Consider the following 15066-nt stretch of genomic DNA (forward strand, 5'->3'; position numbering starts at 1 on the left):
TTTCAGAGAATCATATTCCACTGCATCCGTGGCTCTGCATGAATGCAAAAGTTTCCTATCAATGTGACCGAAAAAAAGATGCACTCTATTCATTAGGTCTTCATCTTATTACAGGAACCATTCTATCCGATTTCCAAAGCGTACTCGAGCAAATTCCCTTCACTCCAAAAATACCTGATTTTTGCTTCACATTAAGTCCTATTATTAAACCCAAAAGTGGATTTGTTAGATTAGAGGATGCATTGCATAGGCTAATTAACCAGGATGACCATACGTGGGCAGATGATGCGCGTAAGCGTTGGGAACATGACTTGCACTTATTAGACGAGTTTTATACTGATAAAGAGAATGAAACCTACATAAAGGAAAAACAAGCATTACAAGAACAGTATGAGCCGAAAATTCAAGTTACCATTATTAACGGAGGCATGTTCTATATTACAAAAGAGCGAATCACCTAACATAAAAAATGTGCATGGGTAAACGTGATACCATTGTATCACGATCACCTATGCACATTCTTATATACCTTATTTTGCATGAATGCCTTCTTTTGTTTGCTGCATAACGAGCTTTTCTAGCTCCTGTATGGCGGCAATAACTGTTTCACTCGTAATCGTACCCATAAGATGAATGGACTCGTGAGGAAGCACCGCAGTTTTCGCAATCGTTTCAATGGCATTCTTATCTTCAATTGATATTCCAAAATCCGCAAGAGAGGAAGGAAAACCAAATTGTTTGTAGTAAGGCAGTAAAAACACAATCTCGTCCCACTTTTTCTCAATTGCTAGTTGTGCAAAAATACCGTAAGCTACTTTTTCCCCGTGTAAAAAGGAGTGGGTTTCATTCACCTTTGTCAATCCATTATGAATCGCATGTGCCCCAGCTACTCTTCCAAAACGATCACCATAGCCGCCAACCATTCCACCAACAGCAATAATCGTTTCAATGACTTTAATAAAAGCAGGTGTTACCGTTTTAGCTTCCATACTTGTAATTGCCTCTTGACCAAGCGTTAACAAAACATCGCGGCATAACTTCGCGGCATGGTGGGCTAGTAATACCGAAATAGATGGATCAGAAAGCTTTTCGATTAATGCATTGGCTTCGTACCATTTCGCTAATGTATCTGCAATGCCCGCCTTCAATAGACGAATTGGTGATGCCAAGATGACACGCGGCTCTAATAAAACAATGTTTGTACTTGAGGGAAAAACGGTATAGTGAGTAAACACTCCTGTTTCATCGTAAAATACACTTAATGGCGTCCATGCAGCACATGTCGAAGCAAGTGTTGGAATAAGAACGGTTGACGTATGTGTCTCATTGCCAATTGCTTTTACCAAATCTAGAATTTTTCCGCCGCCAACTCCTATTACTGCTTGAAACGCACCCTTTCGAACCTTACGAGAAAGTCGATTCACTTCCTCTAGTGTACATTCTCCCCTATACACCTCAAATTGACAAAGTACATGTGAAAAAGATGGAAAATAAGGGCTAATCGCCTTCCAGGAGGCATCCCCGCGAACAATTAAGCAACTTGTAATTCCACTATTTAACAATCTTCCTTCCAAAGAATCCAAAACATTTACATCACACACGTACAGTTGAGGTGCTCCTCGTACTTCCAATTGTTCTTTCAATTTTTTCTCCTCCTTTAAGGTAAAAAGAAGTGACGTAATAAGAGATTTAATCTGCCTATTACGTCACCTTACCAACCTATTATTTTCTATTTAGCATCCATTCTGGTTTTCCAAATCCTTTAAAATCTTTATCAATTTCTGCTTCAAATTCCTTTGATTCTACAGCTGTTTTCAAATCTTTCGCAAATTGCTTATCTAAATCTTTTGTATTTACAACTACGCGGTTCCGGTATTGATCCGGCATTTTTTCAAGTTGAAGGGCATCCAATAAATTCATTTTTGCAGCTAATGCAAAGTTACCAGGAACTGCAGATAAATCTACACTTTCCACTGCTCGTGGCAATTGTGCTGCTTCAATTGGCTTAAAGACAAGTTTCTTTGTATTCTCTTTCACGTCTTTTTCAGATACAGTTAACGGATTTGCATTCGTATCAAGTTTAATAAGACCTGCATCTTGTAAAATAACAAATGCACGTGCTGCGTTCGTAGGATCATTTGGAATTGCAATGGAGCTTCCTTCTTTAACATCGTTTAATGATTTGTATTTATTTGAGTAAATCCCCATTGGAGCTGTTGGAACAACAACTAACTCAGAAAGTTGCATATTATTTTGCTTTGCAAAATTCTCCATATACACTTTATGCTGGAATAGGTTCGCATCAATGCTTCCTTCCGCTAACGCTTTGTTTGGTTGAATATAATCACTAAATTCTACGACAGTTACCTTATAACCTAACTTCTCTAACTGTGGTTTGATTGCTTTCGTAACCATATCACTGTATGGACCTGTTGTGGCACCAATTTTAATTTCCTTTTTTTGCGTTGTTGTTTGAGATTGATTTTGTCCTGCACAAGCTGCTAACAGACCGAGTGATAATACAAAAACAATTAGTAATGCTACTTTCTTCATGCTTGAAGTCCTCCTCATTGATGAACAATTCATTTATTTTTTATTTAATTGTCTTGCAATGCGATCTCCTAAAAATTGAAGGATTTGCACAAGACAAATTAACACAATAACCGTAGTAAACATAACCGTATTATCATATCGATAATACCCAAAGCGGATAGCTAAATCCCCAACTCCTCCGCCACCAACAATACCAGCCATTGCTGAATACGCAACAAGACTAATAGTTGTTATTGTAATGCCCTGTACAATGCCAGAACGTGCTTCAGATAAGAGTACATCTTTAATAATCATCCAAGGTGTAGCTCCAATTGCTATACCTGCTTCAATGACTCCTTTATCGATTTCTCGAAAAGACGTTTCAACAATACGTGCAAAGAAGGGTATTGCAGCAACCGATAATGATACCGTTGCAGCAGTCGGACCTATTGTTGTACCCGTAAGCAACTTCGTTAACGGCAAAAGTGCTACAAGTAAAATAATAAACGGAACGGAGCGTATAATATTTACAAAAAATCCTACTATTGTTTTTAGTGCTTTATTTTCCAAAAAAAGCCCTTTATCCGTAACGAATAATAGAATACCGAGTGGTAAGCCAACTAAAATAGAAACAACAAGAGAAAGTGCTACCATGTAGAGCGTTTCAAAAAATGCTTTATTTAAGTCAGGTAGAATTTGAATAATGTTAGATACCATGATGGATCACCTCGACATGTTGAGTTTTCAATGTTATATAGTCAATCGCCCGCTGTACTTCATCCTTCTCACCAATCAATTCCATTACAAAAATCCCCAGCGGTGTTTCCTGTATGTATTCAATTTTTCCATGTAGAAGATTTCCTTTAACGCGAAAAGTCTGTAATACATCAGAGACAATAGCTTCTTCTGCAATGCTTCCTTTAAACTGAATTTTAATAATCGTTCCGGTCCGTTTTTCGATAATACGTTCTGGAATTTCAAATTGCAAAACACTCTCAATAAATTGCACCGTTATAGGTTCTTTCGGATCAGCAAATACGTCATATACGTTTCCTTCCTCCACAATATGACCCTCTTGCATCACGGCTATCCGATGACATATTTCCTTTACAACTTCCATTTCATGCGTAATTAATACAATAGTAAGACCAAGCTTTTTATTAATAGATTGCAATAGTTTTAAGATTGATTTCGTAGTTTTTGGATCAAGTGCGGAAGTAGCCTCATCACAAAGTAGCACAGATGGATCATTCGCTAACGCACGAGCAATACCAACACGTTGTTTTTGACCGCCACTGAGCTGTGCAGGATATACATCACGTTTATCATGTAATCCTACCATTTCTAACAGTTCATCTGTTCTCTTATCAATTTCGGTTTTAGTTTTACCAGCTGCTTTCAGTGCAAAAGCAATATTTTCATGTACGGTTTTCGAGCTAATTAAATAGAAATGCTGAAAAATCATACCAATCTTTAGTCTAGCCTTCCGTAATTCCTTGCCTGTAAGCTTTGTCAGCTCTATTCCTTCTATTTTTACAATGCCCGAGGTAGGAGATTCAAGCAGATTCATACACCGAAGTAAAGAGCTCTTTCCCGCACCGCTGTATCCAACAATCCCAAAAATTTCTCCCTTTTGAATGGTTAATGATACATCGTCGACAGCTTTTACCTTTCCATGTTTTGTACCATATTCTTTCGTGACATGTTGAATTTCAATCATACGCTCTCTCTCCTTTGCAACATAAAAAGCCTCTTTCATTTGAAAGAGGCACCGTGACTACTGTTACGACTTATCTCTCAGAATAAAAGTATTCTGCAGGAAGTAGCACCTTTCCCGAATTCGGTGGTTGCTGGACGTCATAGGGCCTGATCCCTCAGTCACTCTTGATAAGTAAAAAATTATTCGATTTTTCAACTAACTTGAATAATAGTATGAATCTTAAAAATTGTCAATCATTTTTTGTAGATTCGTGTCGGATTGTTACTTTCGATTCAACATCCATGCTGGTTTACCAAACCCTTTAAAGTCGCTATCAATAATCGTTTCAAACTCTTTCGATTCCACGGCAGCTTTTATATCCTTAGAAAATTGACTGTCTACATCCTTCGTATTAACAACAACTCGGTTGATATGCTCTGGTCGCAATTTTTCTATCTGTATAGCATCCAATAAATTAAGCTTTGCAGCAAGTGCAAAGTTACCTGGTACGGCAGATAGATCGATACTATCAATGGCACGAGGCAGTTGCGCTGCTTCAATCGGCTTAAATACAAGTTTTTTCGTATTCTCTTTCACATCTTTTTCAGATACAGTTAATGGGTTTACATTTGCATCAATTTTTATAAGACCTGCATCCTGTAAGATTAATAGTGCACGAGCTGCGTTTACTGGATCATTCGGAATGGCAATGGCACTGCCTTCCTTTATATCATTCAATGATTTATATTTTTTGGAGTAGATCCCCATTGGAGCTGTTGGTACTGCTATAACTTCAGAAAGCTGCATATTATTTTGCTTAGCGAATGTTTCCATATACAACTTATTTTGAAACAAATTCGCATCAATGCTTCCCTCTGCTAGCGACTTGTTTGGTTGAATATAATCATTAAATTCTACCACCGTCACCTTATAGCCCTGTTTCTCTAACTGCGGTTTAATTGCTTTCGTTATCATATCTGAATATGGTCCTGCTGTTGCACCTATTTTAAGTTCTTTCTTTGTGGATGACGTTTGAGCTTGTCCCCCGCACGCTGCTAAAACACCAATTGAAATCAATAACACGACCAATACTGCTAATTTCTTCATAACATAATCCCCCTTCAATTCCTGACTTATTTTCCTACATAGTTTTCCAAACAACACAAAAAGCCTCTTTCATCTGAAAGAGACACCGTGACCACTGTTACGACTTATCTTTCAGAATAATACATATTCTGCAGGAAGTAGCACCTTTCCCAAATTTGGAGGTTGCTGGACGTCACAGGGCCTGATCCCTCAGTCACTCTTGATAAGTAAAACTTTATTTAATTAATATAATAGTAGTAGGAATAGTATGAATTGTCAATTGTTTTGTGGAGATATGTAGAAAATCTGGGAATGAAGAATTGTTCATGCATTCTGCCTGTTTATTTGACTATGTTCCATTACAATTATTTTGTCTGAATTCATAAAAGTAGACAAACGGTTGCAAAAAAAAAGAGCTGACTCACAAGAGGCAATTTCCTTATGAGTTCTCTCCTTTCTCACCTACATATTTGCTGAACATTTCGTATAATCCTTTATTCACTAGATAAGAAATTTGTTCATCTGATTTGTTTGGATAGCGGTCACGGAGTCGAATAGAAGCCTTTGCCATTAAGTTTTCTAATATAGAACGACCCCCTTTTCCGTATATCATTTCAGCATACTCAATTAACTTTGCATTCTCTACATCTGCTGAATTATGATTAAAAAAGAACTTTTCCATTGTCTCCTCCCTCCATGGCAGCGTTTTCATTTCATATCCACCATGTTATTACTTTCACAATACTATATGAATTTTTTCTTGTATTGCCATTATAGAACAATATAAGTACGGTACTTATATTAATTTAAGACATTTTTGTGAACAAACTATATTTACTACTGACTTTTTTAAACATATATGATATTACACCTTTATTAGAACATATAATTTTTATACCTTGCCATTATTATAGTAAAAAATGCTACTATTTTCTATTCTTACGCCTCAGTTTTAACACAAATGAAAACCGACCATAAAATGGCTTCTTGTAGAAGTACATTTTTACGGTCGGCTACATAAAAGACTGTCAATTTTTAATTTATTTTGCATCTTTTTCATGATGTAATGTTTTTTCATAGATCAACTTAATACTTACAGGAACTACACCAAACCATTTTTGCAAAAATGGCTCCTTTTCATTGCGGCGTTGTAACTTTTTGTTGAGTCGATCTTGCTTTGGACTATCCATGTATGTGACCACCTGTTGCGTCACAAATTTTACATAGTCATTGGTAGACATCCTACTCACCACCATAAATGTTTTTATTCTCCAATTATTTTTAAACAACTAAGAGAACGATCATTTATTGATAGTATAGACTACTTAGTGTTTTTTTAAGCAAGATTCAATCTCTTCTATAATGGAATTTATTTCCTTGTTTGTTGTATCTATGGTATACGTCGCCTCCTCATACCATTTCTGCCGAGTCTTATAAAGGTCGCTGAATCCTTCTGAATTTTTAAACAACGGTCTAGATGTATCTCCTTCTAATCTTTCTACGATGCTAGAAAGATCACAATATAAATACAAAATAATTCCATGCTCCTTCATCCATTCTCGGTTGTTCTCCCTTATTACAATACCACCGCCTGTTGTTATAATGACATTTTCACATGGTAATGACTGTAGCATGTCCGACTCATAAGATCGAAATGTATCCTCTCCTTCGTCGTGAAAAATAGCTGAAATTGATTTTCCTGCTTTTCTTTCAATTTCTTCATCCGTATCCAATACTGGAACGTTCCATCGCATAGCAAGTTCTTTTCCAATTGTTGTTTTTCCTGATCCCATAAATCCAGTGATGTATACAGCCTTCATCATTTTTACCTCTCTTCATGCCATTTCGTTATTTCTTTTGTATCTTTATTATACTGAAATTTCACTCTATATGTTCTTTTTTCCCATGTTTTGCATGTAATCGTTACGAATGTAACAGGTGAACCTATAGTGTCTATGGTCACCTCCCCTTGCTCGTAACGCAATGTACTACGAGGCAAATCATTGGTACTGTTCTTCAAATCCTGTATTCCGTTATGCATTAAAACATCCAAACGAAACATTTGTTCAGCTTCAAAATAAAATTTCTTCTCTAACAGAAACAAATTAGCAGTATGAATCAGCACCGATAACAAAAACAAAGAAAAAACAAGAGTAAATGGCATTGTAAATCCTTTCTCCTGTCTCATTCTTACACCTGAAAAGGAAAAAATCGTGTAATCATTCCACTATGCGTCTGCATATCCATATCAACAACACGAACACGGAGTGAAATGGACTGTAACTCGAATGTAACGCTTGTAATGTGCTGTAGTATAATTTCATACCCCTTTTCATCAACGCGCCGAATGATTTGATTTCCACTTCTTTCAAACGTAACGACTTGCCCATCGTTTTTCTGAAGAAATAACTTGTTAGGAAATGTTTTCACTACAGATGCTTCTCGAAATTCCATTTGCATCTGCTCCAAACATAGTGCCCATTCAAACTCAAGAAATTTCTTTTCTGTAGATACCTTAGGAACTATATGCGGAGCAAGCATAGCTAACAACAAGAGTAAAGAAAGACAAAGTAACATTTCAATAAATGTAAATCCATGTTCTCGTTTACCTGTTGCGAACACGTTCACACCTACTTTTGTTTTGTTGATTTAAATCAAGCCAATTCACACAAATACGTACATCGCTGTCATTATAGCTGTGTTCCACCGTTATGAAATACGTTACACCTTCCTTTTCAATTGAAAATGCCTTACTTGTTTCGTTTTGCAAAAACGCAATCTCTTCTCTTATTATTCCATTTGCAATATGACGAATCTTTGTCTGCTTTGCCTCTTTGAGAAGCAATACGGTTTGCGGAACAATAAGTGTACATAATACGAGTAGAATACTTAATGATGCAAGCATCTCCACTAAAATAGCCCCTTTTTCATGTAAGGTAATACGAAAATCTACCTTCCCCAAGTTGAAAAATGACTTTATATTTTTTAACTTTAAATGACACATACATCGTTCCACCTTTATTTATGTTTCCATCAGCTCCATATATAAGAGGGCTTGACAACGTATCCAGTTCTACAAGGAGTTGATGATCATAATTCCGAACGAGTATCGTTTCCATTTCATTTGTAATTACATATTGGTGATTTGCTGGTAGAAAGTGTAGTTTATGACGGGTACTATGACTCATCGCAGATTGTTGCATAAAAACAACGTCGCGGCGAAATTGTTCTAGAAACTTCTCACCTTTCTTCTCCTCGAACTTTGGAAAGATACCGACTGCGACCAAAGCAATGAGAGAAACAACAGTCAAAACAAAAATCGATTCCAAAAGAGTAAATCCCGCTTCTTTCTTTTGCTTAATTTGCAATAACCGATCCATCTGATTGTATGGTAAGAACTCTTCCATCTGGACATGTTGTTGTAGAAATATATTTACCTGAAGATAATTCTGCAATTGATGGTAATCTCCCATTATCAAGCTGATAAGCCTGTACTTGAGATTCCGTTGATCGCACGATTGCATCGCATCCCTTTTTATTTACCGTTTCTCTTTGTTTGACAACATTCGGAATAATTAACAAAAGCAGCACCGAAATAATGACGAGAACGAGTAACATTTCTAACAGAGTAAACCCCTTTTCATTCATATCTATACCCCCTCTATTGAATTTAGCATCGTAAACATGGGTAACAACATCGCCAAATACATCATTACAATCACAACGCCAATAATGGCAAATAAGATGGGTTGTACGACACTAAGGCAGCGATTAACCAATTGTTCCACCTTTTCTACCGCCAACTCGCTATAATCTGCAAGTTCTTTACCAAGGTTTCCACTAGCCTGTCCATGAGTTACAACATAAGGAAGTTCTTTTTCATAATATGGCTTATGACGAAGGACCTCATCGAGCTTTTCTCCTGTTTCAAGAAGCTTCCGTATTTCCTGTGCTTCCCATCGAAAGAAAGAATGGTGAGGCTGCATTTCAATAAATAGAAATACTTCTTTTACTGACAAGCCTCCCTGTAATAAGCTGCTTACTTGTTCAGAAAAATAGTGAGAATTATAAGAGATAATTAAGCTACGAACGATGGGAATCCTCATCATGAGTTTCATTCTTTCGTACGGGTGAAGTTTTTTTACTGCAATGTAGTAAGTTAGTGCAACCAAGAGAACAATGATAAAGAAAACTAGGAATACGATAGGAAGAAAATGTAAGGTCGTCAGTACGCCTTCAGAAAGAGGAGACGGAGACCGTATAGATTGATACAGATTTGAAAACTGAGGTATCAAAACTGAATTGAAGAGTAATACCATACCGGTAAGTAGTAGTAAGAGAAAGGCAGGATAGTGAAGCGTCTTTTGCAGCTTATTTGCATGAATAACTTTACGTTCCATCATCGTATAGCTTCGGCGAAGTGCATGAACGACATCTCCATGTTGTTCTGCAAAGTACAGATAACCAAGAATATCTGCATGAAAAGAAAGATTGGAAAAGACAGTATGAAGACTATTCCCCTTTTTCAATTCCTCCATTTCTTCTTGTAATTGAGATCTTTTCGGTTCCTTTAACACAAGTATAGAAAATTCAAAGGAATGCATAAGGGAATATCCTTTTTCCAACAGATTGGCGAGTTGCTTTAGTAGCTCTGCTTGCTCTTTTAGCCTCCACTTCATTGTAAAAAGGAATCCTTATTAATAAATCCGAGCGCATATCCTCTGCTCATGACCTGAGTAAGTGTTTGATAATGATAATCCGCTTTCTCTCCGCGAGCCTCTTGTAGAACTTTTTTTAACTCTTGCCCATACAATAGCTCATACACACTTAATCGCCGCACTTTTCGCATTTTCTTACATAGGGAAGAACAGTTCCCTTTGCAAAAGGGACATTTCATTTCTACTAATCGTTGTGCAGCAACTGCCAGTAACGATTGTTCAATTTCAGCTAGCGTTATATGAAAATCAAGCAATCGTAGTATGGCTCCCTTTGCATCATTCGTATGAAGAGTCGTCATCACAAGATGACCTGTTAAACTCGCACGTACAGCAACTTTAGCTGTTTCTTCATCCCGAATTTCACCAACCAAAATGATATCGGGATCATGACGGAGAATCGCCTTTAAGCCAGCAGCATACGTGACACCTGCCCTTTCATTAATTTGAATTTGTAGCATCCCATCGCTTCTTTTTTCGACCGGATCTTCAAGTGTTACAATTCTTCTTTTTAGTTCCCGCTGTGCTGTTTGGAGTAACGAATACATCGTTGTTGTTTTCCCCGACCCTGTTGGCCCCGTAAATATAAGCAAACCATGCGAATGTTTTAAAAACGAGACTAGTGTTTTAGCCGAATTTGGAAACAACGAGAGCTGTGATAAGGGTGGAACATTTACCTGAGGATGAACACGAATAACTAAACTCTCATCATTTAAAGTAGGGAGTGTAGATAAGCGTAATCCTATAAAAGCATCCCCCAATTGAATTTCTAATGCACCATTTTGTGGTTTACGTTTTTCCCCAATATCCATCGATCCCAGAAACTTAAAGTGAGAAACAAGTCGTTCTGAAAATGCCTTTGCAATGACATGTCTTGTTGCTAGATCTCGATCCATCCGTAACTCGATAACTGCATCATGTTGACGCGGTACAATATGGATATCAGATGCTTTCAACTCATAGGCTTCTTTAATAATTTCATCTGCAAACCGCTTCACACTATTCACTTCTTATCGCCTCCTCCTTCTCTATATACCACAATTCAAAATAAAAGAAAATTTCCTAATATTGCTTCTCGCATTAGGGAATGTATTATTTTGTTTTAGATAAAATAGTAAAGTATGTGCAAATATGAACAATTCATGAATCATCGTCCAAAACCCTTATTATACACATTTTCTATATTATAATATTTGTATTCTTGATAAAGTTTAAAAGGTGGAGATTATAATGGAGCAAGCGTTAAAAGTAACTAGTGTATTGTCTGATCCTACAAGATTCTACATTTATCAATATATTTCCAAAAAACATGACGATGTCACCGTTCAAGAAATTGCTGACAACTTTAATATTCATCCCAATGTTGCAAGACTTCATTTAACAAAGCTAGAAGATGTATCCATGCTATTATCTGATACAAAAAAAACAGGAAAAGGGGGCCGTCCAAGTCGCCTTTATCGTTTGTCAAATGAAGTTATTCAACTTCAATTTCCATTTCGTGATTACCAATTACTTTCGCAGGTTGCACTAGAATCCTTATTGCAATTAGGAGAAGCTGGACAACGCGCCTTATTTGAAACGGGGAAAAAATTTGGAAAAGAACTCATGAGCCGTTATCTTCATCGTCTTGACATTACGGAAGACAAGCTTTCTCTTGCTGATAAAGTAAATATTGCAAAAGATGCCTTTACCACAGCTGGTTTGACTCCTGAATTTGAAATAAACGAAAGTGAAAATAAGGTTTACTATCAAGTATACAACTGTCCATTTAAGGAAATATCACCTGAACATTACGATGACGTCTGTAATATGCATGGTGAAATGATGAATGGGATATTCGAAATATTATTTTCAGAATTCGAACTAAATCGTAAAGAAGACATATTACAAGGTTGTAAAGCTTGTGAGTATAAGCTCCAAGTACATTAATAATTCACAAGGGACAAAAAAGAGTCTTCTTTCTTTTTTGTCCTTCTTTTTCATACAATTATTTAAAGATTTACAATTATATGAAAAAGGGAATATAATTTAAATTAATGGTATATGTTCTTATATGGAGGGATGATATGAATCGCATGTTTCGTGTTCTAGGCTTCTGGACAGGAATATTTTCTGTCATGTTCTTTTTAGGGGATATGAAGACTGCCGCATTGCTCTTTTTCGTACAGACAGGATTTTTTATTCTTCTTAGCTATTTAAACTTATCGGAACGTATCTACTTTTATATTTTTGGCGCTTATCTAACTATCTTTTTTATTGGGTTTACATACTATACAACGTTTTTACTAGTTCCAGGAATTCCTCACTAATTAAACGTTCAATCTAACCATATCTTATTAATCAATATTCCTATATAGAGTTACATTTTTTACGACATGTATACAAACGTAGAGCCCACCTTAGAAGAAGATAACAGGCCTGTTATCTTCTTCTAAGGTGGGCTTTATTTTTCCAACAATATAAAGGGCCATAGATGTTAAAAAAGACACCCTGTCCCTTTTCTCCATAGATTATTAACGCCCCTTTTTATATTCCGTTTTGTTCACACCACTCATGAAATTTACGATAATCCACATCAACTAGTATAAGATCTTTTAATTCCACATTGACACTTACTTGATTTCCAATTTCTAATATATACGAAGGTCCATTTCCTTCTTGTACTACACCAAGCTGATTTTGATAAGGCCCATAACTGATGTATGCTTTTTGTCCGATAATGTCAAAATTCAATGGTTTCACCTCTTTTTCAGTCTTCATTCTGTATATATATGTTGAAGAAGGAAAAATAGTCCCCACAAAAAAAAAGAATGCGTCTCTTCACGCATTCAAAAACGTAATACTTTCACCCGCAATTTGTTTTAGCAATTCATTAACTTCTTGCACCGTTTTTTCAAAAATTGTTGTAGTTTCATTTACATAAGGGAAGTGAGGAAAGCGTTTCTCTAACACCTTAATTATTTCTGTGGTAAAGGCATCCGCACGAACACCGCATTCTGTTTCTAACACAACAATCCAATCTAATACGTGAAATCCTAACCCATCAATAAATTGAATTAGCGCTTCTCTTTTGTCATCTGCTTCTAGCAGTCGATTTTGCAAATCATGAAATAATGATTCTCCAAGCAGATTTTCTAGTTCATCATCATACTCTCCTGCAACCATTGCTTCATAACTAGCTTCATCTACAAGCTCTTCCACATCTTCGCGCGCAGTAGATAGAAGTTGATTGAAAGAAGCATTTCGTTTAATTTCACTTTCTTGTATCACTTCTAGAAATACTTGATTTACCTTCATTCACTATTCTCCTTTTATTATATATCTATGTTTAATGTGAAAGCGATTTTGCTCTGTCTTCCTATTCAAACTTCAAATAGATTACGTATAAAGAAGGGTTCCCTTTTGAAAGGGAAGGATAATGCACGGGATCAAATATAAGACTTACGATATGTGGATGTATGTCGAAGATACACATTTGTAGATTGAACGTTTGGAATCCAATAGTAGTACAGAAAAATTATAGTAGTTTTTTCTTTTGTTCTTGCTTCTCTAATAATTTCTCTGATAATATATCTAATTCTGCTACAAGCTCCGTTTGCTTCAGCTTTCTTTCGTATATATATTTTTTAAACATAGAATAAACAAATCCCGCTAGAGCTAGTAACAAACAAAAAACAACAACAATAATTTCATAGAGACTAAGTCCCATATATGTCCTCCTCGTTTCCTGTACTCCTAGCATAGCAACTTATACTCGTTCTTATTATCAACGCTATCTTACCACAAATAACCGAGATCGTACGACTATTTTTCGATTTTCCTCGTCATTTAAAAACATATGTAACCATTTTGACATGAAAAAGAAAAGATGTGCATGCATATCTTTTCTTTTTCATTCTATATTTTTACTTTTTTACAGATTCGATTTGTTCCAAAATTTGATCTAAACATCCCTGTACTGAAAAATCTTTCATTTTTTCTTTATAGCGAAGACGATAGCCATATACTTCATTTACCGCTTTAAGTAATTCGCTTTCCGTTAGTTTTTCTTCATATACAATATGACAATAACCCTTTTTCTCGAACGACTCTGCATTTAAAATTTGATCGCCGCGACTGGCAGCCTTTGAAAGAGGGATAAGAATCATTGGTTTCTTCAATGCTAAAAATTCAAATATCGCATTCGATCCAGCACGTGAAATAACTAAATCGGTTGCTGCTAATACATCTGGTAATTCCTTACTAACATACTCAAATTGTTTATAGCCTCTCTTGCTTGTAAGCGAGGCATCTACATTTCCTTTGCCACAAAGATGAACAATTTGAAAATTTTCTAGTAACTGAGGAAGAAGATTACGAACAGTCTCGTTTATCCGTTTTGCACCTAGACTTCCCCCCATTATGGTAATAACCGGTTTATCACTAGAAAACGACAGATATTGTAAACCTTTATATCGATCCCCTTGTAAAATCTCTTCACGAATAGGTGATCCCGCATACATTGCTTTTCCTGCAGGTAAATGCTGCAATGCCTCTTCAAAAGTTACAAATATCTTTGAAGCAAATCGGATGGCAATTTTATTAGCCAAACCTGGGGTAATATCAGATTCATGCAGAAAGACAGGTACTTTATTCATCCATCCCGCAATAACAACTGGAACAGAAACAAAGCCGCCTTTTGAAAATATGACATCTGGCTTTATTTTACGAATAAGAAAATATGCCTCCATAACTCCCTTTAATACATGAAGCGGATCTTTAAAGTTTTTCCAATCAAAATAGCGACGTAGTTTTCCACTAGAAATGCTCGTATATGGAATACCCGCTCCTTCTATAATTTCCTTCTCAATCCCTTGCTTTGAACCGATGTACTGTACGTTCCAGCCTCGTTCTTGTAATGTAGGAATGAGTGCTAAGTTCGGGGTTACATGTCCAGCAGATCCTCCGCCTGTAAACACTATCGTTTTCAAAATTTGTAGCTCCTTTATCCCGTTCTTACTAGAAGAACTTGAATCGTTGTTATTTTCATACTTT

Annotated in this window: 22 protein-coding genes and 2 riboswitches; of the genes, 3 read left to right on the forward strand and 19 right to left on the reverse strand. The window is 36.2% G+C overall.

From position 1 onward, the window contains the following. Positions 1–461 (forward strand): YqhG family protein (locus AC11ZT_RS02505; protein ID WP_484058095.1); only part of this gene is annotated, 461 nt, incomplete at its 5' end. Between the two features lie 69 nt (positions 462–530). Here the strand turns inward: AC11ZT_RS02505 and AC11ZT_RS02510 are convergent. From AC11ZT_RS02510 to comGA, 15 genes are all read right to left on the reverse strand, one after another. Further along, a complete protein-coding gene (locus tag AC11ZT_RS02510) occupies positions 531–1643 on the reverse strand; it encodes an iron-containing alcohol dehydrogenase family protein (protein WP_484058096.1) in 1113 nt (370 codons plus the stop codon). 79 nt (positions 1644–1722) lie between these two features. Continuing rightward, complete coding sequence (locus AC11ZT_RS02515; protein WP_484058097.1) at positions 1723–2553, reverse strand: MetQ/NlpA family ABC transporter substrate-binding protein; 831 nt, start codon at positions 2551–2553, stop codon at positions 1723–1725. Positions 2554–2586: 33 nt separating this feature from the next. Continuing rightward, on the reverse strand, positions 2587–3249 hold the full coding sequence (locus AC11ZT_RS02520; RefSeq protein WP_484058098.1) for a methionine ABC transporter permease: 663 nt from the start codon (positions 3247–3249) through the stop codon (positions 2587–2589). After that, positions 3239–4252, reverse strand: a complete 1014-nt coding sequence (locus AC11ZT_RS02525) for a methionine ABC transporter ATP-binding protein (protein ID WP_484058099.1) — start codon at positions 4250–4252, stop codon at positions 3239–3241. Before AC11ZT_RS02525 ends, AC11ZT_RS02520 begins: the two co-directional genes overlap by 11 nt. 67 nt (positions 4253–4319) lie before the next feature. Further along, positions 4320–4426: riboswitch (SAM riboswitch) on the reverse strand. A gap of 87 nt (positions 4427–4513) precedes the next feature. Beyond that, entirely contained in the window at positions 4514–5338 is an 825-nt protein-coding gene (locus tag AC11ZT_RS02530) for a MetQ/NlpA family ABC transporter substrate-binding protein (RefSeq protein WP_484058100.1), read from the reverse strand. Positions 5339–5439: 101 nt separating this feature from the next. Further along, a riboswitch (SAM riboswitch) is annotated at positions 5440–5547 on the reverse strand. 209 nt (positions 5548–5756) lie between these two features. Continuing rightward, entirely contained in the window at positions 5757–5999 is a 243-nt protein-coding gene (locus AC11ZT_RS02535) for a hypothetical protein (RefSeq protein ID WP_484058101.1), read from the reverse strand. A gap of 358 nt (positions 6000–6357) precedes the next feature. After that, positions 6358–6558 (reverse strand): YqzE family protein, encoded by a 201-nt coding sequence (locus AC11ZT_RS02540; protein ID WP_484058102.1) that lies wholly within the window; start codon positions 6556–6558, stop codon positions 6358–6360. An 84-nt stretch (positions 6559–6642) separates the two neighbouring features. Next, complete coding sequence (locus AC11ZT_RS02545) at positions 6643–7137, reverse strand: shikimate kinase (RefSeq protein ID WP_484058115.1); 495 nt, start codon at positions 7135–7137, stop codon at positions 6643–6645. A 5-nt stretch (positions 7138–7142) separates the two neighbouring features. Next, positions 7143–7505, reverse strand: a complete 363-nt coding sequence (comGG, locus tag AC11ZT_RS02550; RefSeq protein ID WP_484058103.1) for a competence type IV pilus minor pilin ComGG — start codon at positions 7503–7505, stop codon at positions 7143–7145. A 2-nt stretch (positions 7506–7507) separates the two neighbouring features. Continuing rightward, entirely contained in the window at positions 7508–7939 is a 432-nt protein-coding gene (gene comGF / locus AC11ZT_RS02555) for a competence type IV pilus minor pilin ComGF (RefSeq protein ID WP_484058104.1), read from the reverse strand. Next, positions 7923–8228: a hypothetical protein gene (locus tag AC11ZT_RS02560; protein ID WP_484058105.1), complete on the reverse strand. Its 306-nt coding sequence runs from the start codon at positions 8226–8228 to the stop codon at positions 7923–7925. The genes comGF and AC11ZT_RS02560 overlap by 17 nt, the downstream gene beginning before the upstream one ends. A gap of 16 nt (positions 8229–8244) precedes the next feature. Continuing rightward, the gene (gene comGD, locus AC11ZT_RS02565; protein ID WP_484058106.1) at positions 8245–8685 is read right to left on the reverse strand and encodes a competence type IV pilus minor pilin ComGD; all 441 of its coding nucleotides are present in this window, start codon (positions 8683–8685) and stop codon (positions 8245–8247) included. Beyond that, a complete protein-coding gene (gene comGC, locus AC11ZT_RS02570) occupies positions 8675–8965 on the reverse strand; it encodes a competence type IV pilus major pilin ComGC (protein WP_484058107.1) in 291 nt (96 codons plus the stop codon). Before comGC ends, comGD begins: the two co-directional genes overlap by 11 nt. Positions 8966–8967: 2 nt before the next feature. Next, a complete protein-coding gene (gene comGB, locus AC11ZT_RS02575) occupies positions 8968–9996 on the reverse strand; it encodes a competence type IV pilus assembly protein ComGB (RefSeq protein ID WP_484058108.1) in 1029 nt (342 codons plus the stop codon). Further along, positions 9993–11039, reverse strand: a complete 1047-nt coding sequence (gene comGA / locus AC11ZT_RS02580; RefSeq protein WP_484058109.1) for a competence type IV pilus ATPase ComGA — start codon at positions 11037–11039, stop codon at positions 9993–9995. The genes comGB and comGA overlap by 4 nt, the downstream gene beginning before the upstream one ends. 223 nt (positions 11040–11262) lie before the next feature. Between comGA and AC11ZT_RS02585 the strand changes: the two genes are divergently transcribed. Both AC11ZT_RS02585 and AC11ZT_RS02590 read left to right on the forward strand, forming a co-directional pair. Continuing rightward, a complete protein-coding gene (locus AC11ZT_RS02585) occupies positions 11263–11961 on the forward strand; it encodes a helix-turn-helix transcriptional regulator (protein WP_484058110.1) in 699 nt (232 codons plus the stop codon). 137 nt (positions 11962–12098) lie between these two features. After that, the gene (locus tag AC11ZT_RS02590; protein ID WP_484058111.1) at positions 12099–12341 is read left to right on the forward strand and encodes a DUF2626 domain-containing protein; all 243 of its coding nucleotides are present in this window, start codon (positions 12099–12101) and stop codon (positions 12339–12341) included. A 217-nt stretch (positions 12342–12558) separates the two neighbouring features. On the opposite strand, the gene AC11ZT_RS02595 is transcribed toward AC11ZT_RS02590, so the two are convergent. The 4 genes from AC11ZT_RS02595 to AC11ZT_RS02610 all read right to left on the reverse strand — a co-directional run bounded on the left by AC11ZT_RS02595 (position 12559) and on the right by AC11ZT_RS02610 (position 15002). Beyond that, a complete protein-coding gene (locus AC11ZT_RS02595) occupies positions 12559–12765 on the reverse strand; it encodes a DUF3912 family protein (RefSeq protein ID WP_484058112.1) in 207 nt (68 codons plus the stop codon). A gap of 87 nt (positions 12766–12852) precedes the next feature. Next, positions 12853–13329, reverse strand: a complete 477-nt coding sequence (locus AC11ZT_RS02600; RefSeq protein ID WP_484058113.1) for a hypothetical protein — start codon at positions 13327–13329, stop codon at positions 12853–12855. Positions 13330–13549: 220 nt separating this feature from the next. Next, the gene (locus tag AC11ZT_RS02605; RefSeq protein WP_484058114.1) at positions 13550–13741 is read right to left on the reverse strand and encodes a hypothetical protein; all 192 of its coding nucleotides are present in this window, start codon (positions 13739–13741) and stop codon (positions 13550–13552) included. Between the two features lie 196 nt (positions 13742–13937). Next, positions 13938–15002, reverse strand: coding sequence for an undecaprenyldiphospho-muramoylpentapeptide beta-N-acetylglucosaminyltransferase (locus AC11ZT_RS02610; protein WP_484058116.1), 1065 nt, complete (start codon positions 15000–15002; stop codon positions 13938–13940). Positions 15003–15066 lie beyond the last annotated feature (64 nt).

The organism is Ectobacillus sp. (assembly GCF_056992975.1).

Coding starts and splice junctions, on each gene's coding strand:
- AC11ZT_RS02515 (WP_484058097.1), bottom strand. CDS start 2,553: ATGAAGAAAGTAGCATTACTAATTGTTTTTGTATTATCACTCGGTCTG.
- AC11ZT_RS02520 (WP_484058098.1), bottom strand. CDS start 3,249: ATGGTATCTAACATTATTCAAATTCTACCTGACTTAAATAAAGCATTT.
- AC11ZT_RS02525 (WP_484058099.1), bottom strand. CDS start 4,252: ATGATTGAAATTCAACATGTCACGAAAGAATATGGTACAAAACATGGA.
- AC11ZT_RS02530 (WP_484058100.1), bottom strand. CDS start 5,338: ATGAAGAAATTAGCAGTATTGGTCGTGTTATTGATTTCAATTGGTGTT.
- AC11ZT_RS02535 (WP_484058101.1), bottom strand. CDS start 5,999: ATGGAAAAGTTCTTTTTTAATCATAATTCAGCAGATGTAGAGAATGCA.
- AC11ZT_RS02540 (WP_484058102.1), bottom strand. CDS start 6,558: ATGTCTACCAATGACTATGTAAAATTTGTGACGCAACAGGTGGTCACA.
- AC11ZT_RS02545 (WP_484058115.1), bottom strand. CDS start 7,137: ATGAAGGCTGTATACATCACTGGATTTATGGGATCAGGAAAAACAACA.
- comGG (WP_484058103.1), bottom strand. CDS start 7,505: ATGAGACAGGAGAAAGGATTTACAATGCCATTTACTCTTGTTTTTTCT.
- comGC (WP_484058107.1), bottom strand. CDS start 8,965: ATGAATGAAAAGGGGTTTACTCTGTTAGAAATGTTACTCGTTCTCGTC.
- comGB (WP_484058108.1), bottom strand. CDS start 9,996: ATGAAGTGGAGGCTAAAAGAGCAAGCAGAGCTACTAAAGCAACTCGCC.
- AC11ZT_RS02585 (WP_484058110.1), top strand. CDS start 11,263: ATGGAGCAAGCGTTAAAAGTAACTAGTGTATTGTCTGATCCTACAAGA.
- AC11ZT_RS02590 (WP_484058111.1), top strand. CDS start 12,099: ATGAATCGCATGTTTCGTGTTCTAGGCTTCTGGACAGGAATATTTTCT.
- AC11ZT_RS02600 (WP_484058113.1), bottom strand. CDS start 13,329: ATGAAGGTAAATCAAGTATTTCTAGAAGTGATACAAGAAAGTGAAATT.
- AC11ZT_RS02605 (WP_484058114.1), bottom strand. CDS start 13,741: ATGGGACTTAGTCTCTATGAAATTATTGTTGTTGTTTTTTGTTTGTTA.